We start from the raw sequence: 20,771 nt of genomic DNA on the forward strand, positions 1-20,771 counted from the left end.
AATCCATAGATTTAATAATCCTAAAGAAGAAAAAAGAATAAAAACGAGACTATTCAAAGTAATAGCAATGATTTTTTGTTCTCCGGATTTTCCAAGTGCTCCTAAAATAATCCCTATGATAGGAAATGTTATTTCTACTACGAGTATATATTTTAAATACTGAGAGTAAAAAAAGTAGGATGATATAAATAAGTATTCAATTATGACAGCAATGACTGCGATGCAAAGAAATAAATATGAAAAGAGTGTAGTTATTTTTTTCATTATTGTTCTCCTTATAAATAAAATGAATATAAACGATATGCTTTATATGAAAGCATGCGAAATTAGTATAAAAACCGTTATGTGTACGATAGATCTCTAGAAATATATATTCTAATTACTTATCCTTCTTGTATATAATTACAATTATTCTTTTGAATATAACTAAAACACGAACGTTATGAGTAACTAATAAAAAAACATTCGATTATTTGTTGACATTGTTTATGAAATATTGTTAATATAGCCATAGAAACAATAATATAAGACCTCATATAATCGCGGGGATATGGCCTGCAAGTCTCTACCTAACGACCGTTATTCGTTAGACTATGAGGGAAAGTCACTCGGTATTTTTCTATTCACAAGGGATACGTATGCCTGAGTAGAGCGCTTTCTCTCATAGTAAAAGAGAAACTGTTCTATTTCAGGCTTTTTTTATTTGAATCGGGGGGATTCTAATATGAAATCACTAGTTGGAGTCATAATGGGAAGCACGTCAGACTGGGAAACAATGAAATATGCTTGTGACATTTTAGATGAATTAAATATACCGTATGAGAAAAAAGTTGTATCCGCTCATCGGACTCCGGATTATATGTTTGAATATGCAGAGACGGCTCGTGAACGTGGATTGAAAGTTATTATTGCTGGAGCTGGTGGAGCAGCGCATTTACCAGGAATGGTTGCAGCGAAGACGAATCTTCCTGTAATCGGAGTTCCAGTTCAATCAAAAGCGTTAAACGGCTTAGATTCATTATTATCCATCGTCCAAATGCCAGGAGGGGTTCCAGTTGCAACTGTTGCAATTGGTAAGGCTGGTTCAACAAATGCGGGTTTACTTGCTGCACAAATACTTGGATCATTCCATGATGACATACATGATGCATTAGAATTGAGAAGAGAAGCAATTGAAAAAGATGTGCGCGAAGGTAGTGAGCTAGTATGACGAGAATCATTTTACCTGGAAAAACAATCGGTATTATTGGAGGCGGCCAGCTAGGAAGAATGATGGCACTGGCAGCTAAGGAGATGGGATATAAAATTGCTGTTTTAGATCCTACAAAAAACTCACCATGTGCACAAGTTGCTGATATTGAAATTGTTGCATCATATGACGATTTAAAAGCAATTCACCATTTAGCAGAGATTAGTGATGTTGTCACATATGAATTTGAGAATATTGATTATAGATGTTTACAATGGCTTGAAAAACATGCTTACTTACCGCAAGGCAGTCAGTTGTTAAGTAAAACGCAAAATCGTTTTACTGAAAAGAATGCAATTGAAAAAGCGGGATTACCAGTAGAAACGTATAGATTGGTTCAAACTCAAGAGCAGCTTACTGAAGCGATCGCCGAGTTATCATATCCTTCCGTCTTAAAAACAACGACAGGTGGATATGATGGGAAAGGGCAAGTTGTTTTAAGAAGTAAAGCTGATGTTGAAAAGGCACGGAATCTTGCGAATGCAGCAGAGTGTATTTTAGAGAAATGGGTACCTTTTGAAAAAGAAGTATCAGTTATTGTAACGCGTAGTGTAAGTGGTGAAACGAAAGTATTTCCGGTAGCGGAAAATATTCATGTAAATAATATTTTGCATGAATCCATCGTTCCAGCTCGTATTACAGAAGAACTTTCTCAAAAAGCAATTGCTTATGCAAAAGTGCTTGCGGATGAACTAGAACTTGTGGGAACACTAGCGGTAGAGATGTTTGCTACAGCTGATGGTGAGATTTACATTAATGAATTAGCACCAAGACCTCACAATTCAGGACACTATACACAGGATGCATGTGAAACGAGTCAATTCGGTCAACATATTCGAGCAATCTGTAATTTACCTCTTGGAGAAACAAATTTGTTAAAACCAGTTGTCATGGTAAACATTTTAGGCGAACATATAGAAGGGGTCCTAAGACAAGTGAATAGATTAACCGGGTGCTATTTACACTTGTATGGAAAAGAAGAAGCAAAAGCACAGCGAAAAATGGGGCATGTTAATATTTTAAATGATAATATTGAAGTCGCTCTAGAAAAAGCAAAGAGTTTGCATATTTGGGACCATCAAGAACAACTGTTGGAGGGAAAAAGATGATTAGTCGTTATACACGCCCAGAAATGGGTGCGATTTGGACGGAAGAGAACAAATTTAAAGCGTGGTTAGAAGTTGAGATTTTAGCTTGTGAAGCATGGGCTGAGCTTGGCGATATTCCAAAAGAAGATGTTAAGAAAATTCGTGAGCATGCATCATTTGATATTGATCGTATTTATGAAATTGAAAAAGAGACACGTCATGATGTAGTTGCATTCACTCGTGCTGTATCAGAAACACCAGCATTAGGTGAAGAACGTAAATGGGTTCATTACGGTTTAACATCTACAGACGTAGTAGATACAGCGTTATCTTACATTTTAAAACAAGCGAATGAAATCATATTAAAAGACTTAGAAAACTTTGTAAGCATTTTAGCTAACAAAGCAAAAGAGCATAAATACACGATCATGATGGGAAGAACACACGGTGTTCATGCAGAACCAACAACATTTGGTTTAAAACTTGGTCTTTGGTACGAAGAAATGAAACGTAACGTAGAGCGTTTCAAACAAGCTGCTGATACAGTTCGCGTTGGTAAATTATCTGGTGCGGTTGGTACATACGCAAATATCGATCCATTCGTAGAAAAGTTTGTTTGTGAAAACTTAGGATTAGAAGCAGCACCAATTTCAACACAAACATTGCAACGTGATCGCCATGCTCATTACATGTCAACACTTGCATTAATCGCAACATCTATCGAAAAGATGGCAGTTGAGATTCGTGGTTTACAAAAGAGTGAAACACGTGAGGTTGAAGAAGCTTTCGCAAAAGGTCAAAAAGGTTCTTCTGCAATGCCACACAAACGTAATCCAATTGGATCTGAAAATATGACTGGTTTAGCTCGTGTTATCCGCGGTTATATGATGACAGCTTATGAGAATGTTCCATTATGGCATGAGCGTGATATTTCTCACTCTTCAGCAGAACGCGTAATTTTACCAGATGCTACAATCGCGTTAAATTACATGTTAAATCGCTTTGGTAATATCGTTAAAAACTTAACTGTATATCCAGAGAATATGAAACGCAATATGACAAGAACATACGGCTTAATTTATTCTCAGCGCGTAATGCTTACATTAATCGATAAAGGTATGGTACGTGAAGAAGCTTACGATATCGTACAGCCTAAAGCGATGGAAGCTTGGGAAACACAAGTACAATTTAAAGAGCTTGTGGAAGCAGATGAGCGTATTACAAGCAAATTAACACAAGAAGAAATTAATGAATGCTTCAACTATGAGCATCATATGCAACACGTTGATACAATCTTTGAACGCCTTGGATTAAACGAAGCGTAAAATTTCATATGGCACAGAATAGAGTCATTCTGTGCCATTCTTTATAAAAACATTATTCACATTTTTCAAACTACAGGGGGCTTGCGAAATGCAAAAGCTAGAATTGCTGTATGAAGGTAAGGCAAAAAGAATTTATCGTACAGAATCAGCAGATATGGTTTGGGTAGAGTACAAAGATAGTGCGACTGCTTTCAATGGGGAGAAAAAAGAGACGATTACAGGAAAAGGTCGTTTGAACAATGAGATTACAACTTTATTGTTCAGAAAGTTACAAGAAGTAGGAATTAAAACACACTTTGTTGAGAAGCTATCTGAAACAGAACAACTTGTTAAAAAAGTGAGTATTATTCCTTTAGAAGTTGTCACAAGAAATGTAATTGCAGGAAGTCTTTCAAAACGATTAGGAATGGAAGAGGGAACTGTACTTGCAGAACCAATCGTAGAATTTTACTTCAAAGATGATGATTTAGGAGATCCGCTTGTAACGGAAGATCATATTCGTGTATTAAACGTTGCATCGCCAGAGCAAGTAAGCGTATTACGAGATATGGCTCTACAAATCAATCAAGTGTTGATTGATCATTTCGCAAGCTGTCGTGTAAGATTAGTAGATTTCAAATTAGAGTTTGGTGTAACTGAAGAGGGAGAAATCATTTTAGCAGATGAAATTTCACCAGATACTTGCCGTTTATGGGATGAAACGAGCAATGAAAAGTTTGATAAAGACGTATTCCGTCGTGATCTTGGAAATTTAACAGATGCTTATGAAGAGATTTTAAAACGTTTAGGGGGAATTTCACATGTATAAAGTTAAGGTATATGTAACGTTAAGAGAAAGCGTATTAGATCCACAAGGAACAGCAGTAAAAGGAGCACTTCATAGTCTTTCGTTCACAGAAGTACAAGATGTTCGAATCGGAAAGTACATGGAATTAACAATTGATAAATCAGTATCTGATCTAGATAGCAAGATAAAAGAAATGTGTGAAAAGTTACTAGCAAACGTTGTAATGGAAGACTTCCGTTATGAAGTTGAGGAGGTTGTCGCACAGTGAAATTTGCCGTAATAGTATTTCCAGGTTCGAACTGTGATGTTGATATGTTCCATGCGATTAAAGATGAGCTTGGCGAAGAAGTAGATTACGTTTGGCACGATACAGAGAATTTAGATGAATATGATGCAATTCTACTACCAGGTGGATTCTCTTACGGTGACTACTTACGCTGCGGTGCTATTTCTCGCTTTGCGAATGCAATGAAAGCAGTGCAAAAAGCTGCTGAGCAAGGAAAGCCAATTTTAGGTGTATGTAATGGATTCCAGATTCTTGTTGAGTCAGGGTTACTACCAGGAGCATTAATGAGAAACGAAAACTTAAAATTTATGTGTCGCACTGTTCAGCTGCGCGTTGAAAATAATGAAACGATGTTTACATCACAATATGAAAAAGATGAAGTAATCAATATTCCAATCGCACATGGTGAAGGGAATTACTATTGTGATGAAGAGACTCTTAAAAGATTAGAAGAGAATAATCAAATCGCATTCCGTTACGTAGAAAACCCGAATGGAAGCGTTTCAGATATTGCTGGTATTGTAAATGAAAAAGGAAATGTACTTGGTATGATGCCACACCCAGAGCGTGCTGTAGATGAATTACTTGGCGGTGCTGAAGGGTTAAAAGTCTTTCAATCTATCTTAAAACAGTGGAGGGAAACATATGTCGTTAATGCTTGAACCAAATCCAACACAAATTAAAGAAGAGCGCATATATGCGGAAATGGGGCTAACAGACGAAGAGTTTGCCATGGTTGAAAAGATTTTAGGCCGTCTGCCAAATTATACAGAAACAGGATTATTCTCTGTTATGTGGTCTGAACATTGTAGTTATAAAAATTCAAAACCAGTGCTCCGAAAATTCCCAACAACAGGTGAGCGTGTTCTGCAAGGGCCTGGGGAAGGTGCTGGAATTGTAGACATCGGTGATAATCAAGCGGTTGTATTTAAAATGGAAAGCCATAACCATCCTTCAGCTATTGAACCATATCAAGGAGCAGCAACAGGCGTTGGTGGTATTATCCGTGATGTATTCTCTATGGGAGCACGTCCAGTAGCTCTATTAAACTCACTTCGATTTGGGGAATTACAATCACCACGTGTGAAATACTTATTCGAAGAAGTAGTAGCAGGAATTGCGGGATACGGTAACTGTATCGGTATTCCGACTGTCGGTGGCGAAGTACAGTTTGATCCATGTTACGAAGGAAATCCACTTGTAAATGCGATGTGCGTAGGTTTGATTAACCACGAAGATATTAAAAAAGGGCAAGCGCACGGTGCTGGAAATACAGTAATGTACGTAGGAGCATCAACTGGTCGTGATGGTATTCACGGTGCAACATTCGCATCTGAAGAGTTATCTGAAAGCTCAGAAGCGAAGCGTCCAGCAGTTCAAGTAGGAGATCCATTTATGGAGAAACTTCTTATTGAAGCTTGCTTAGAACTTATTCAGTCGGATGCACTTGTTGGAATTCAAGATATGGGTGCAGCTGGCTTAACATCATCTTCTGCAGAAATGGCAAGTAAAGCAGGAATGGGTATTGAAATGTACTTAGATGATGTACCACAGCGCGAAACAGGAATGACACCATATGAAATGATGCTATCTGAATCACAAGAGCGTATGTTAATTGTTGTGAAAAAAGGTAGAGAGCAAGAAATAGTAGATTTATTCGAGAAGTATGGTCTTGCAGCCGTTACGATGGGGAAAGTAACGGAAGATAAAATGCTTCGTTTATTCCATAAAGGCGAGAAAGTGGCGGAAGTTCCAGCGGATGCTTTAGCAGAAGAAGCACCAATTTATCATAAGCCATCAAAAGAAGCAGCATACTTTGCTGAATTCCAGCAGATGAAAATGGAAACACCAAAAGTAGAAAATTATAAAGAAACGTTATTCGCTCTATTACAACAACCGACAATTGCAAGTAAAGAGTGGGTTTATGATCAATATGATTACCAAGTGCGCACAAGCACAGTTGTTACACCAGGTTCAGATGCAGCAGTTGTACGTGTACGCGGTACAGAAAAAGGATTAGCAATGACGACAGATTGTAACTCTCGCTACATTTATTTAGATCCAGAAGTGGGCGGTAAAATTGCAGTAGCAGAGGCAGCACGTAATATTGTATGTTCTGGAGGAGAGCCACTTGCGATTACAGATTGCTTAAACTTTGGTAACCCAGAAAAACCAGAGATCTTCTGGCAAATTGAAAAATCAGTAGACGGTATGAGTGAAGCTTGTCGCACATTACAAACGCCAGTTATCGGCGGAAACGTATCAATGTATAACGAACGTAGTGGCGAAGCTGTATATCCAACACCGACAGTTGGGATGGTTGGTCTTGTACACGATTTAAAACATGTAACAACACAAGAATTTAAGCAAGCTGGCGATTTAGTTTATATCATCGGAGAGACGAAAGCTGAGTTTGGCGGAAGCGAATTACAGAAAATGATTCACGGCAAGATTTTCGGCCAATCACCAAGTATCGATCTAGATGTAGAATTAAAACGTCAAAAACAAGTATTAGCAGCAATTCAAGCTGGACTTGTTCAATCTGCGCATGACGTTGCTGAAGGTGGTTTAGCAGTTGCGATTTCAGAAAGTGCAATTGGTGCTAAAGGTCTAGGTGCTACTGTGAAATTAGACGGTGAAGCAACGGCAGCATTATTTGCAGAATCACAATCTCGTTTCGTGATAACTGTAAAACGTGAAAATAAAGAAGCATTCGAGAAAATGGTTGAAGCAACTCAAGTCGGAGAAGTAACAAATACAAATGAAGTAACAATTCATAATGAAGAAAATGAAGTATTACTTGCAGCAAATGTAGATGAAATGAGAAAGGCTTGGAAAGGGGCAATCCCATGCTTGCTGAAATAAAGGGGTTAAATGAAGAATGTGGCGTTTTTGGAATTTGGGGGCATGAAAATGCAGCACAAGTTTCGTACTACGGATTGCACAGTTTACAGCACCGCGGGCAAGAAGGCGCAGGCATTGTCGTAAATAATGGGGAAAAAATCGTCGGTCACAAGGGGTTAGGTTTAATATCGGAAGTGTTTTCAAGAGGTGAGCTAGAGGGATTGAATGGAAAATCAGCAATCGGGCATGTACGATACGCAACGGCTGGTGGAAGTGAAGTTGCTAACGTTCAACCATTACTATTCCGTTTTTCTGATCATAGTATGGCATTAGCTCATAACGGGAATTTAATTAATGCAAAAATGCTTCGTCGCGAATTAGAGGCAGAGGGAAGTATTTTTCAAACAAGTTCAGATACAGAAGTACTTTTACATCTCATTAAACGTAGTACGAAAGATTCTTTAATTGAAAGTGTAAAAGAGGCTTTAAATAAAGTGAAAGGTGCGTTTGCATACCTTTTACTAACTGGAAATGAAATGATTGTTGCGTTAGATCCGAATGGATTCCGTCCTCTGTCAATTGGAAAAATGGGAGATGCTTACGTTGTAGCATCTGAAACATGTGCTTTTGATGTAGTAGGTGCGACATATATTCGTGATGTAGAACCTGGTGAACTACTTATCATTAATGATGAAGGAATTCACGTAGATCGTTTCACAAACGATGTAGAACATGCAATTTGTAGTATGGAATACATTTACTTTGCACGACCAGATTCTAATATTGCAGGCGTTAACGTTCATGCAGCACGTAAAAACATGGGGAAACGTTTAGCGGCAGAAGCTCCTATTGAAGCAGATGTTGTTACTGGTGTACCAGACTCTAGTATTTCAGCTGCGATTGGCTATGCGGAGGCGACAGGTATTCCATATGAGTTAGGATTAATTAAAAATCGTTACGTTGGACGTACGTTTATCCAACCTTCTCAAGAACTGCGCGAGCAAGGGGTAAAGATGAAGCTTTCCGCAGTAAGAGGTGTGGTTGAGGGGAAACGAGTTGTTATGATTGATGACTCTATCGTAAGAGGAACGACAAGTAAACGAATTGTTCGTATGCTTCGTGAGGCTGGAGCGACAGAAGTTCACGTAAGAATTGCTTCACCACCTCTGAAATATCCATGTTTCTATGGCATTGATATTCAAACGAGAAAAGAATTAATTGCAGCAAATAATACAGTAGAAGAAATCCGTGAAATGATTGGAGCAGATTCTTTAACATTTTTAAGCGAAGATGGATTAGTAGATGCAATTGGACGTCCATATGAAGGGAAATATGGCGGCCTATGCATGGCTTACTTTAATGGGGACTATCCGACAGCTCTTTATGATTATGAGCAAGAGCTTTTAGAAAGTATGAAATAAGAAAAGTGAAAAAAGCTTCTACTTCTTTTGATGTAGAAGCTAGCTCCTTTCTTAAAATAGCCCGCCCTGGATGGGGAGAAATTAAAAGACGAGGTGTAAATAACGATGGCGAATGCATATAAGCAAGCAGGAGTAGATATTGAAGCTGGATATGAAGCGGTATCTCGCATGAAAAAACACGTACAAACAACTATGAGAAAAGAAGTACTAGGCGGTTTAGGCGGTTTTGGAGGTATGTTTGATCTATCAAAATTTGCATTAGAAGAACCTGTATTAGTATCTGGAACAGATGGCGTGGGAACGAAATTGATGCTCGCTTTTATGGCAGATAAACATGACACAATTGGTATTGATGCAGTAGCAATGTGTGTAAATGATATTGTTGTCCAAGGAGCAGAGCCGCTTTTCTTCCTTGATTATATTGCTTGTGGTAAAGCTGAACCTAGTAAAATTGAAAACATCGTCAAAGGTATATCAGTGGGCTGTCGCCAAGCTGGTTGTGCATTAATCGGTGGAGAAACAGCTGAAATGCCAGGAATGTATTCTACAGAAGAATATGATTTAGCTGGTTTTACAGTTGGGATTGTTGATAAAAAGAAAATTGTAACAGGTGAAAAGATTGAAGCTGGTCACGTGCTAATTGGCTTAGCATCTAGCGGTATTCATAGCAATGGTTACTCTTTAGTACGAAAAGTGTTACTAGAAGATGGAGAACTATCTTTAGAGCGTATTTATGGCCGCTTAGAACTACCTCTTGGTGAAGAATTATTAAAACCAACGAAAATTTATGTCAAACCTATTTTAGAACTATTGAAGAAACATGAAGTATACGGTATGGCGCATATTACAGGTGGCGGATTTATTGAAAATATTCCACGCATGTTGCCAGAAGGAATCGGTGCTGAGATTGAACTAGGATCTTGGGAAATTCAGCCGATCTTTAGTTTACTTCAAGAAGTTGGAAAACTGGAAGAGAAAGAAATGTTCAATATTTTTAACATGGGTATTGGTATGGTAGTAGCAGTGAAGGAAGAAGATGCAAAAGATGTTGTTCATCTTCTTGAAGAGCAAGGAGAAATGGCTCGCATTATTGGACGTACTATACAAGGAGCTGGCGTTACTTTTAATGGGGGCACAGCACTATGAGTAAATTAGCAGTTTTTGCTTCTGGAAGTGGATCTAACTTTCAATCTCTCGTTAATGCGGTAGAAGAAAAAAGATTGGATGCAGAAATTAGTTTATTAGTATGTGATAAACCAGAAGCACGCGCTGTTGGGCGAGCGCATTATCATCATATTCCGTGTTTCGCTTTTTCAGCGAAAGCATATGAGTCAAAAGAAGCGTTTGAAAAAGAGATATTAAAGAAGCTAGAAGAATATGAAATTGATTATATTATTTTAGCTGGATATATGCGTTTAATCGGGCCGACGTTACTAGAAGCATACGGCGGGAAGATTATTAATATTCATCCATCATTACTACCGAGCTTTCCGGGTAAAGATGCTGTCGGTCAAGCGTTAGAAGCAGGTGTGAAAGTAACTGGAGTAACAATTCATTATGTAGATGCAGGTATGGATACAGGGCCAATTATTGCGCAAGAAGCAGTAGTTGTTTCTGAAGGGGATACGAGAGAAAGCTTACAAAAGAAAATTCAACAAGTTGAACATAAATTATACGTAAATACAGTGAATCAAATTGTTCAGTCTGTGAAAAAATCAACTGTTAACTAACATACAACCAGGGGTGAAGGATAAATGAAAAAGCGTGCATTAGTAAGTGTTTCAGATAAAACAGGAGTAGTAGAATTTGTTAAAGGGTTACTAGAACAAGGGATTGAAGTTATTTCAACAGGTGGTACGAAAAAGTTACTAGAAGAAAACGGCTTACAAGTAATTGGTATTTCTGAAGTAACTGGTTTCCCTGAAATTATGGATGGCCGTGTGAAAACATTACATCCAAATATTCATGGTGGTCTATTAGCGGTTCGTGATAATGAAACACATGTAACGCAAATGAATGAATTAGGTATTCAACCAATTGACTTTGTTGTTGTTAACTTATACCCATTTAAAGAAACAATAGCTAAGCCTGATGTAACATTTGCTGATGCAATTGAAAATATTGATATCGGTGGCCCGACAATGATTCGCTCTGCTGCGAAAAATCATAAATTCGTATCTGTAATTGTAGATCCAGTAGATTATGATATTGTGTTAGCAGAACTGAAAGAGAACGGTGAAGTAGCAGAGGAAACGAAACGTAAACTAGCAGCGAAAGTATTCCGTCATACAGCAGCGTATGATGCGTTAATTTCTAACTACTTAACAGAGCAAATGGGTGAAGAAAGTCCAGAAACATTAACTGTGACATTTGAGAAAAAGCAAGACTTACGTTATGGCGAGAACCCACATCAAAAAGCAACTTTCTATAAAGCGCCATTTGCAGCAACTTCTTCTGTTGCATACGCAGAACAATTACACGGTAAAGAATTATCGTATAACAATATTAATGATGCAGACGCAGCGCTTAGCATCGTAAAAGAATTTACAGAACCAGCAGTAGTAGCGGTAAAACATATGAATCCATGTGGCGTTGGAGTAGGAACTGATATTCACGAAGCATATACTCGTGCTTATGAAGCTGATCCAGTATCAATCTTCGGCGGTATTATTGCAGCAAATCGTGAAATTGATAAAGCTACAGCAGAAAAGTTACATGAAATTTTCTTAGAAATTGTTATCGCTCCTTCGTTCTCACAAGAAGCTTTAGAAGTGTTGCAAAGTAAGAAGAACTTACGCTTACTAACTGTAAATATTGAAAAAGCAACAAGTGCAAGTAAAAAACTAACTTCTGTACAAGGGGGACTTCTTGTTCAAGAAGAAGATACGTTATCATTAGATGAAAGTACAATTTCAATTCCGACAAAACGTGAACCTTCAGAGCAAGAGTGGAAAGATTTAAAACTAGCTTGGAAAGTTGTAAAACATGTGAAATCAAATGCAATTGTTTTAGCAAAAGATGATATGACAATTGGGGTAGGTGCAGGACAAATGAACCGCGTAGGTTCTGCGAAAATTGCAATCACACAAGCTAGTGAAAAAGCACAAGGTAGCGCACTTGCATCTGATGCTTTCTTCCCAATGCCAGATACAGTGGAAGAAGCAGCAAAAGCTGGTATTACAGCAATCATTCAACCAGGTGGATCCATTCGTGATGAAGATTCTATTAAGATGGCAGATGAGTATGGGATTGCTATGGTGTTCACTGGCGTACGTCATTTCAAACATTAATAGGGGATGTTTAAAAAGTCCGGTCAAGATAACTGTCGCATGTCGTCGTTGCATTGTCAGTGCGGTACTCATGTAGGAAAGCTACACTCCGTGTCCTCCTGTCAAACGCGCCTTGACCTGCTCGGTTCTCTCGATCCTCCTTTTTAAACTTACATTGATAGAAAAGCAAACTAGGAGCATAGCTTCTAGTTTGTACTTATTTAAATATTGGGGGATGAAATATGAATGTTTTAGTAATTGGCCGCGGTGGGCGTGAGCATGCTTTAGCTTGGAAGTTTGCACAATCTGCAAAAGTGACAAAGGTATATGTAGCACCAGGTAATGAAGGTATGCGAGATGTTGCGACACCAGTTGATATTGATGAAAATGATTTTGATGCATTAGTCTTATTTGCTAAAGAGAATCATGTAGAATTAACTTTCGTTGGACCAGAAATTCCACTTATGAATGGAATCGTTGATCGTTTTAAAGAAGAGGGCCTTCGTGTATTTGGTCCAAATAAAGCAGCTGCTGTTATTGAAGGCAGTAAAGCTTTTACAAAAGAGCTTATGAAAAAGTATGACATTCCAACTGCAGCATATGAAACCTTTACAGACTATGAAGAAGCAGTACAGTACATTCAAAAAGTTGGTGCACCAATCGTTATTAAAGCTGACGGCCTAGCCGCTGGTAAAGGTGTAACAGTAGCGCTGACGCTTGAAGAGGCATTACAAGCTGCGAAAGAAATGCTACAAGATGTAAAGTTCGGTGAAGCGAGTAAGAAGGTTGTTATTGAAGAGTTTTTAGATGGACAAGAATTTTCATTAATGGCATTCGTGAATGGAACAACTGTGCATCCGATGGTAATCGCTCAAGATCATAAACGAGCTTTTGATGGCGATAAAGGTCCAAATACGGGTGGAATGGGTGCATATTCTCCAGTACCACAAATTCCAGAATCAGCAGTTCAAGAGGCGATTCAGACGGTATTACATCCAACTGCTAAAGCGATGATTGCAGAAAATCGTTCATTTACAGGGATTTTATATGCGGGGCTTATTTTAACAAATGATGGTCCAAAGGTAATTGAATTTAATGCACGCTTTGGCGATCCTGAAACAGAAGTTGTATTACCTCGCTTAGAAAACGATTTAGTTGATGTATGTAACGCTGTATTAGATGAAAGTGAACTAACGTTACAATGGTCAGAAGAAGCAGTGATTGGTGTGGTACTTGCTTCTAAAGGATATCCAGAAGCGTATAAAAAAGGTGAGATTATTAACGGATTAGATGCACTGCAAGATGTGATTGTTTTCCATGCGGGTACAGCAATGAAACATGGTGACTTTGTGACAAACGGTGGCCGTGTACTATTTGTTGCTTGTAAGGCAAATAGTTTACAGGAAGCAAAAGATAAAGTATATAAAGAAATCGGTAAAATTGAGAGTGATGGCCTATTTTATCGAAGTGATATAGGATATCGTGCAATTGGGCATGAGATGACGAGAAATTAATATGTGAAAAATCCCGCTGAGAAATCAGCGGGATTTTTATGCATCTTTATCTTTTTTTAATTTACCTTTTTGCTTTGCCATTTCTCGAAGTAAATACTCGATGTGTGCATTGACGCTACGAAATTCATCATTTGCCCATTTTTCGATGACTGCGTGTAATTCAGGATCAATACGTAATGGAAAGCTTTTCTTTTTCGCCATAATTGCTTATAGCCCTTAGTATAGGCTTCCTGTATTAATGACTGGTTGCGCACCTTTATCTGAAACGATGGCAACTAATAAGTTGTTTACCATGTTTGCTTTACGCTCGTCATCTAATTCCAACACGCCTTCCTCATCTAACATATGGATTGAGTCTTTCGCCATCTTCACAGCACCTTCAACAATTTCTTTTCTAGCAGCTAATACTGCTTTCGCTTGTTGACGTTGTAGCATTGCATGGGCAATTTCTGTTGCATAAGCTAAGTGCGTTAAACGAGTTTCTAGTACTTCTACACCAGCAATTTCAAGACGTGCTTCTAACTCACGTTTTAACTCCTCGGAGACTTCTTCAGTATTTCCGCGTAATGTAATGCAGGTTTCATCTTGGAAGTTATCATAAGGATATTTTGTGGCAACGTGGCGGATTGCTGTTTCACTTTGAATTTCTACAAAACGATCATAATGTTCAACACCAAACATTGCTTTTGCAGAATCAACAACTTTATATACGATAACGGCTGCAATTTCAATTGGATTTCCGTCAACATCATTTACTTTTAATTTCTTACTGTTAAAGTTTTCAACACGTAAAGATACAGTTTGACGGAATGCGAATGGAATCGTTAAAAATAAACCGTTTTGACGAATTGTTCCTAAATAATTACCGAAGAACGTAATCACTTTTGCTTGGTTCGGCTGAACGATACCGATACCTGTAGCGAGAACCGCGGCTAAAATAATAGTTAATGCTGCTCCTATGAAAATTTCTTGTGCAAGGAAAAATACACCGATAGCAGCTAAAATTAAAATTCCGATAATACCGAGAAAACCATTTACATAAAATACTTGTTTTTCTTTCATATGATCGCCTCCTTGATATAGAAATGATATCACTTTTATATCATTTTATGCAAGGGGGATACACCTAATTTTCTGAATTTTATTAGTCAACATTTGTTATATGTGTTTTCAATTTGAAAATAGAATGTACGTTCTGTTTTGTGTTAAAATAAAGAAGACTTAACCGCCCACTGCAGCAGCTAAGTCCCTTTGAGAGCATCTTACATCGTGACAAATGATTCAAAGCGGTTTTGCCAGGATTATATCTTCAATCGCTGACTCAATCTCTTTGTCAGAAGCGTCATAACTTCCATTTGACTGTGGTTTGTCATGATGGGAAGTTTGATTCACTTCTTCTGTAGCATGTCCTTTATCAGCAAAATTCATGCTAGGCATTTTAAATGCGCCCATACTCATATATTTTCCAAACTTACATACTTCAGCAATAGGGCAGAAACGAACAATTCCCTCAGCAACTTTCATTGCACCAATCCATAGTAAAACTTTAGACCAAGTGCACCACGGTTTGCGTACGAGTTTAGCGGTACTACAACCGAAGAGGATAAGTCCGAGTGTAATTCGAATTAGAGCATTGATTGTACCGATGTTTTGCTTCATTAGAAACACACTCCTTTTTGATGAACTTCGAAATAGTAATTACTATTTCTCTTATTAGTATCCCGTGTGATTTTGCTGATATGTAATCCAACATTTGACGTTGAAAAAGATGTTGGAATGGGCGTGTGTGTAAGTAGCTTTTTTTGTTATAATGAAAGAATGCGTAAAAGGAAGTTCAAAATTAAACCCTCCCTTTTGGGGAAATACGGAAGAGTGAATTGCAAACTTAGTTCTCCGTTTTAAATAAATATTTAAGGTGAAGTTCCAAAAATCCTGATAAAAATTAACTGTTATTTTGAACAGAAATATATAAATTGAAAAAAGAAAGGGTGTTTTCATGTACGATATTTCCGGGTGGAAACATGTATTTAAGCTTGATCCAAACAAGGAGTTAAGCGATGAGCATTTAGAAATGATTTGTGAGTCTGGAACGGATGCTGTTATTGTAGGCGGCAGTGATGGCGTAACAATTGATAATGTATTGCACATGTTAGTTAGTATTCGTAGATATGCAGTTCCTTGTGTGTTAGAGGTTTCTGGTGTGGAAGCAATTACACCAGGATTTGATTTTTATTACATCCCAAGCGTTTTAAATAGCCGAAAAGTAGAGTGGGTAACAGGGGTTCATCATGAGGCATTGAAAGAATTTGGGGATATTATGGACTGGGACGAAATTTTCATGGAAGGGTATTGTGTTTTAAATCCAGAAGCGAAAGTAGCCCAGCTTACAGATGCAAAATGTGATTTAACAGAAGATGATGTTATCGCATATGCTCGTTTAGCAGACAAACTATTACATTTACCGATATTCTATTTAGAATATAGCGGTACGTATGGAGATATTGAACTAGTTAAAAATGTAAAAGAAGAATTGAAACAAGCTAAGCTATACTATGGCGGTGGTATTTCTAATGCAGAACAAGCGAAAGAAATGGCGCAGTATGCTGATACAGTAGTTGTTGGAAATGTTATTTATGATGATATAAAAGCTGCGTTAAAAACAGTTAAAGCAGTAAAAGGAGAGTAGGTGCAGGCGTATATGAGTATGACAGATAAGTTATTAAACGGTTTAAATCCACAGCAACAAAAAGCAGTACAAACAACGAATGGCCCACTTCTATTAATGGCAGGCGCAGGTAGTGGTAAAACACGTGTGCTAACACATCGTATTGCGTATTTACTTGGTGAAAAAGGTGTAGCGCCATGGAATGTACTAGCAATTACCTTCACAAATAAAGCCGCTCGTGAAATGCGCGAGCGTATTGATACACTTGTCGGACCAGAAGCAGAAGATATTTGGATTTCTACGTTCCACTCTATGTGTGTACGTATTTTACGACGTGATATTGACCGCATTGGAATTAATCGTAACTTTACGATTTTAGATGCAGGTGATCAGTTAACTGTGGTCAAAAAAATTATGAAAGAGCGCAATATTGATCCGAAGAAGTTTGAGCCGCGCTCTATTTTAGCGGGTATTAGTAATGCGAAAAATGAACTATTATCTGCAGATAAATATGCAAAAAAAATTACAATCGCTGATCCATATGAAAAATTAACGAGTGATGTATATACAGAATATCAAAAGCGTCTTCTGAAAAATAACTCATTAGACTTTGATGATTTAATTATGACGACGATTCAATTATTTGAACGTGTTCCGGAAGTACTAGAGTTTTATCAGCGTAAGTTCCAATATATTCACGTTGATGAGTATCAAGATACGAACAAAGCGCAGTACCTTCTTGTTAAACATTTAGCAGCACGTTTTAAAAATTTATGCGTTGTAGGTGACTCAGATCAGTCTATTTATCGCTGGCGTGGTGCGGACATTTCTAACATTTTATCATTCGAAAAAGACTATGAGAATGCGCAAGTTATTCTGTTAGAACAAAACTATCGTTCGTCACAAAATATTTTAAATGCAGCGAATGCTGTAATTGAAAAAAATACAAATCGCAAACCGAAGAAATTATGGACCGACAATCAAGTTGGAAGCAAAATTTCGTATTATCGTGCTGCAACGGAAAAAGACGAAGCATACTTTGTTGCAAAAAAAATTCGCGACGATATTCAAATGGGAAAACGAAAATATACTGATTTTGCAGTGCTATATCGTACGAATGCCCAGTCTCGTATGGTCGAGGAAATTTTCTTGAAATCTAATATTCCTTACAAAATTGTCGGCGGTACGAAGTTCTACGACCGTAAAGAGATTAAAGATATTTTGGCGTATTTACGTTTAATTGGAAATCCAGATGATGAGATTAGTTTTGCGCGTATTATTAACGTGCCAAAGCGCGGAATTGGTGCGACTTCTATCGATAAAATTATTAATTACGGTGTACAAAATGGAATTTCATTAACGGCTGTATTTGATGAGATTGAGCATGTTGGAGTAAGTGCAAAGGTTACAAAGGCAGTGAAAGAATTCGCAGGTTTATTAAACAACTGGGTAAATATGCAAGAGTATTTATCTGTTACAGAATTAGTAGAAGAAGTTATTGAAAAAACAGGCTATCGCGATATGTTGAAAAACGAGCGTACTTTAGAAGCGGAAGGTCGCCTAGAAAACTTAGATGAGTTTTTATCTGTTACGCAAACATTTGAATCTCAAAGCGAAGATAAGAGCCTTGTTGCATTCTTAACAGACTTAGCACTTGTTGCTGATATTGATCGTGTAGATGAAGATCCAACTGCTGGTGAGGAAGTTATTTTAATGACGATGCACTCAGCAAAAGGGCTAGAGTTCCCTGTTGTATTTATCATTGGTCTAGAGGAAGGGATATTCCCGCATACTCGTTCTCTTATGGAAGAAGATGAAATGCAAGAAGAGCGTCGTCTTGCCTATGTAGGTATTACCCGTGCAGAAGAAGAGTTGTACTTATCCAATGCACAAATGCGTACTTTATTTGGTAGAACAAGTATGAATGCAGCATCTCGATTCATTACGGAAATCCCAGCAGAGCTAGTGGAATCACTAAATGAAACAGTGCCGAAGCGTGAGACTTCGTTTGGGGCAAAGGCAAAAGGAAGAACGACAGGTGCAATGGCGACAAGCACTGGAACGACACGTTCTCGTTCAGCTTTCGTACGTCCCGCTGTTAAGACAACAGGTGGCGAACAAATTGGTTGGGCAGTAGGAGATAAAGCTTCCCATCAGAAATGGGGAGTCGGTACAGTTGTAAGTGTAAAAGGTGAAGGTGATGCAAAAGAATTAGATATTGCGTTCCCAAGCCCAATCGGTGTTAAACGTTTATTAGCAAAATTTGCACCTGTGACGAAACAATAGGAAAGGAATGAGGGTATGTCAAAAGAGATAGCAAAAAAACGTATAGAAGAACTGCGTGATTTGTTAAACACATTTAATTATCAATATCACGTATTAGACAATCCTTCGGTTTCTGATGCGGAGTATGACCGTAATATGCAGGAGCTTATAAAATTAGAAGCAGAGAATCCAGAGTTTATGAGTGAAGACTCTCCCTCCATTCGAGTTGGGGGGACTGTTCTTGATATATTTGAAAAAGTAACACATAAGTCACCGATGTTAAGTTTAGGAAATGCATTTAACGAAGGAGATTTACGTGATTTCGACCGCAGAGTACGTCAAGGAATTGATGATGCGAATGTAAGATATATATGCGAATTGAAAATTGACGGACTTGCCGTTTCACTTCATTATGAAAAAGGACGCTTTATTCAAGGTGCAACACGTGGTGATGGTATAACGGGTGAAGATATTACCCAAAACTTAAAAACGATTAAAGCTATCCCGCTTCGTTTAAATGAAAAAGTAACGTTAGAAGCAAGAGGCGAAGCTTATATGCCGAAGCGTTCATTTGTTAAATTAAATGAAGAAAAAGAGCAAAATGGTGAAGATGTATTTGCGAATCCGCGTAATGCAGCAGCAGGTTCAATACGTCAACTGGATCCGAAAATTGCAGCAAAGCGTAACCTATCTATGTTTGTGTACGGTCTTGCAAATGTAGAAGAAAAAACGATCCCATCGCATAGTGAATCACTTGATTTCTTAGGTGAACTTGGATTTAAGACAAATCCAAATCGCCGTACATGTGAAACAATTGAAGAGGTTATAGCTTATGTAGAAGAGTGGCAAGAAAAACGTCCGCACCTTGATTATGAGATCGATGGAATCGTTATAAAAGTAGACGATGTTGCTCTTCAAGAAAATTTAGGAACTACAGCAAAGAGTCCGAGGTGGGCGATTGCTTATAAGTTCCCGGCTGAAGAAGTTGTAACGAGATTAACAGGGATTGAATTAAGTGTTGGCCGCACGGGGGTTGTAACACCAACTGCAGAGCTAGAGCCAGTACGAGTGGCTGGTACGATCGTTCGTCGTGCCTCTTTACATAACGAGGATTTAATTCGTGAAAAAGACATTCGAATTGGTGACTACGTTGTTGTGAAAAAGGCTGGAGATATTATTCCTGAAGTTGTGAATGTTATTTTTGATAAGCGTACTGGTGAGGAAGAAGAATACCATATGCCGACGCATTGCCCAGCATGTGAGAGTGAACTAGTTCGTTTAGAAGAAGAAGTAGCACTTCGCTGTATAAATCCAACTTGTCCAGCTCAAATTCGCGAGGGATTAATTCATTTCGTTTCAAGAAATGCAATGAATATTGACGGACTTGGAGAGCGTGTTATCACACAGCTCTTTGATGCAGATTATATTCGTACGTTTGCAGATTTATATGCATTGACGAAAGAACAATTATTACAGCTAGAACGATTCGGTGAAAAATCAGCAACGAATTTAGTACAAGCAATTGAGAATTCTAAAGAAAACTCGTTAGAGCGATTATTATTTGGTCTTGGAATTCGCCACGTTGGAGCGAAAGCAGCACGTACATTTGCCGAGCATTTCGAAACGATGGATGGGCTTGTGAAGGCAACGGAAGAAGAACTAAAAGCAATTAATGAAATTGGTGAAAAAATGGCTCAATCTGTTGTGGCATATTTTGATAATGAAGACGTATTAGAGTTATTACAACAGTTTAAAGAGTATGGCGTGAACATGACATACAAAGGTATAAAGAGTGCGGATTTACAAAATGTTGAATCTTATTTCGCAGGAAAAACGGTTGTCTTAACAGGTAAGTTAGAAATTATGGGACGAAGTGAAGCGAAGAAGAAGATTGAAGCATTAGGTGGAAAAGTAACAGGAAGTGTTAGTAAAAGTACAGATTTAGTCGTTGCAGGTGAAGCGGCAGGTTCGAAATTAGCACAAGCGGAGAAACATAATGTTGAGGTTTGGAATGAAGAGAGGTTCTTACAAGAGCTAAATAAGTAAGAGGTGCAAACT

At 38.0% G+C, this 20,771-nt stretch carries 19 protein-coding genes and 1 riboswitch; of the genes, 15 read left to right on the forward strand and 4 right to left on the reverse strand.

The genetic code is table 11. From position 1 onward, the window contains the following. Positions 1–264, reverse strand: a 264-nt coding sequence (locus DN410_RS28165) for a hypothetical protein (protein WP_149176135.1), incomplete at its 3' end; no start/stop codon positions are given. A gap of 248 nt (positions 265–512) precedes the next feature. Next, positions 513–614: riboswitch (purine riboswitch) on the forward strand. A gap of 110 nt (positions 615–724) precedes the next feature. Here DN410_RS28165 and purE point away from each other — a divergent pair. From purE to purD, 12 genes are all read left to right on the forward strand, one after another. Next, on the forward strand, positions 725–1,210 hold the full coding sequence (gene purE / locus DN410_RS08400) for a 5-(carboxyamino)imidazole ribonucleotide mutase (RefSeq protein ID WP_000839367.1): 486 nt from the start codon (positions 725–727) through the stop codon (positions 1,208–1,210). After that, positions 1,207–2,358, forward strand: a complete 1,152-nt coding sequence (purK, locus tag DN410_RS08405; protein WP_149176136.1) for a 5-(carboxyamino)imidazole ribonucleotide synthase — start codon at positions 1,207–1,209, stop codon at positions 2,356–2,358. Before purE ends, purK begins: the two co-directional genes overlap by 4 nt. Beyond that, positions 2,355–3,662, forward strand: a complete 1,308-nt coding sequence (gene purB, locus DN410_RS08410; RefSeq protein WP_060629311.1) for an adenylosuccinate lyase — start codon at positions 2,355–2,357, stop codon at positions 3,660–3,662. Before purK ends, purB begins: the two co-directional genes overlap by 4 nt. 88 nt (positions 3,663–3,750) lie before the next feature. Continuing rightward, complete coding sequence (gene purC, locus DN410_RS08415; protein ID WP_001170544.1) at positions 3,751–4,470, forward strand: phosphoribosylaminoimidazolesuccinocarboxamide synthase; 720 nt, start codon at positions 3,751–3,753, stop codon at positions 4,468–4,470. Further along, positions 4,463–4,717, forward strand: coding sequence for a phosphoribosylformylglycinamidine synthase subunit PurS (gene purS, locus DN410_RS08420; RefSeq protein ID WP_149176137.1), 255 nt, complete (start codon positions 4,463–4,465; stop codon positions 4,715–4,717). Before purC ends, purS begins: the two co-directional genes overlap by 8 nt. Continuing rightward, on the forward strand, positions 4,714–5,397 hold the full coding sequence (gene purQ, locus DN410_RS08425) for a phosphoribosylformylglycinamidine synthase subunit PurQ (RefSeq protein WP_048375606.1): 684 nt from the start codon (positions 4,714–4,716) through the stop codon (positions 5,395–5,397). The genes purS and purQ overlap by 4 nt, the downstream gene beginning before the upstream one ends. Continuing rightward, positions 5,381–7,600 (forward strand): phosphoribosylformylglycinamidine synthase II, encoded by a 2,220-nt coding sequence (gene purL, locus DN410_RS08430; RefSeq protein ID WP_149176138.1) that lies wholly within the window; start codon positions 5,381–5,383, stop codon positions 7,598–7,600. The genes purQ and purL overlap by 17 nt, the downstream gene beginning before the upstream one ends. Next, positions 7,585–9,000 carry an amidophosphoribosyltransferase gene (purF, locus tag DN410_RS08435; protein WP_000879026.1) on the forward strand — a complete coding sequence of 472 codons (1,416 nt, stop codon included), beginning with the start codon at positions 7,585–7,587 and terminating at the stop codon, positions 8,998–9,000. Before purL ends, purF begins: the two co-directional genes overlap by 16 nt. Before the next feature lie 105 nt (positions 9,001–9,105). After that, positions 9,106–10,146, forward strand: a complete 1,041-nt coding sequence (purM, locus tag DN410_RS08440) for a phosphoribosylformylglycinamidine cyclo-ligase (RefSeq protein ID WP_149176139.1) — start codon at positions 9,106–9,108, stop codon at positions 10,144–10,146. Continuing rightward, positions 10,143–10,730: a phosphoribosylglycinamide formyltransferase gene (gene purN, locus DN410_RS08445; protein WP_149176140.1), complete on the forward strand. Its 588-nt coding sequence runs from the start codon at positions 10,143–10,145 to the stop codon at positions 10,728–10,730. Before purM ends, purN begins: the two co-directional genes overlap by 4 nt. Before the next feature lie 24 nt (positions 10,731–10,754). Continuing rightward, the gene (gene purH / locus DN410_RS08450; protein WP_149176141.1) at positions 10,755–12,290 is read left to right on the forward strand and encodes a bifunctional phosphoribosylaminoimidazolecarboxamide formyltransferase/IMP cyclohydrolase; all 1,536 of its coding nucleotides are present in this window, start codon (positions 10,755–10,757) and stop codon (positions 12,288–12,290) included. Between the two features lie 221 nt (positions 12,291–12,511). Next, positions 12,512–13,783 carry a phosphoribosylamine--glycine ligase gene (purD, locus tag DN410_RS08455; protein ID WP_149176142.1) on the forward strand — a complete coding sequence of 424 codons (1,272 nt, stop codon included), beginning with the start codon at positions 12,512–12,514 and terminating at the stop codon, positions 13,781–13,783. 36 nt (positions 13,784–13,819) lie between these two features. On the opposite strand, the gene DN410_RS08460 is transcribed toward purD, so the two are convergent. The 3 genes from DN410_RS08460 to DN410_RS08470 form a co-directional block, all read right to left on the reverse strand. Next, positions 13,820–13,984, reverse strand: a complete 165-nt coding sequence (locus tag DN410_RS08460; RefSeq protein WP_001085171.1) for a type II toxin-antitoxin system antitoxin — start codon at positions 13,982–13,984, stop codon at positions 13,820–13,822. A 15-nt stretch (positions 13,985–13,999) separates the two neighbouring features. Further along, positions 14,000–14,845 (reverse strand): SPFH domain-containing protein, encoded by an 846-nt coding sequence (locus DN410_RS08465; RefSeq protein WP_149176143.1) that lies wholly within the window; start codon positions 14,843–14,845, stop codon positions 14,000–14,002. A gap of 219 nt (positions 14,846–15,064) precedes the next feature. Beyond that, positions 15,065–15,442 (reverse strand): YgaP family membrane protein, encoded by a 378-nt coding sequence (locus DN410_RS08470; RefSeq protein WP_149176144.1) that lies wholly within the window; start codon positions 15,440–15,442, stop codon positions 15,065–15,067. A 337-nt stretch (positions 15,443–15,779) separates the two neighbouring features. Here DN410_RS08470 and pcrB point away from each other — a divergent pair, with 337 nt between their 5' ends. From pcrB to ligA, 3 genes are read left to right on the forward strand one after another with little or no spacing between them, the layout of a single operon-like run. After that, on the forward strand, positions 15,780–16,469 hold the full coding sequence (pcrB, locus tag DN410_RS08475; protein ID WP_149176145.1) for a heptaprenylglyceryl phosphate synthase: 690 nt from the start codon (positions 15,780–15,782) through the stop codon (positions 16,467–16,469). Further along, positions 16,470–18,734, forward strand: coding sequence for a DNA helicase PcrA (pcrA, locus tag DN410_RS08480; protein ID WP_149176146.1), 2,265 nt, complete (start codon positions 16,470–16,472; stop codon positions 18,732–18,734). Between the two features lie 15 nt (positions 18,735–18,749). Further along, complete coding sequence (ligA, locus tag DN410_RS08485; RefSeq protein WP_149176147.1) at positions 18,750–20,759, forward strand: NAD-dependent DNA ligase LigA; 2,010 nt, start codon at positions 18,750–18,752, stop codon at positions 20,757–20,759. Positions 20,760–20,771: the final 12 nt, after the last annotated feature.

Source organism: Bacillus sp. SH5-2 (assembly GCF_008368905.1).
Classification (GTDB): Bacteria; Bacillota; Bacilli; order Bacillales; family Bacillaceae_G; genus Bacillus_A; species Bacillus_A luti.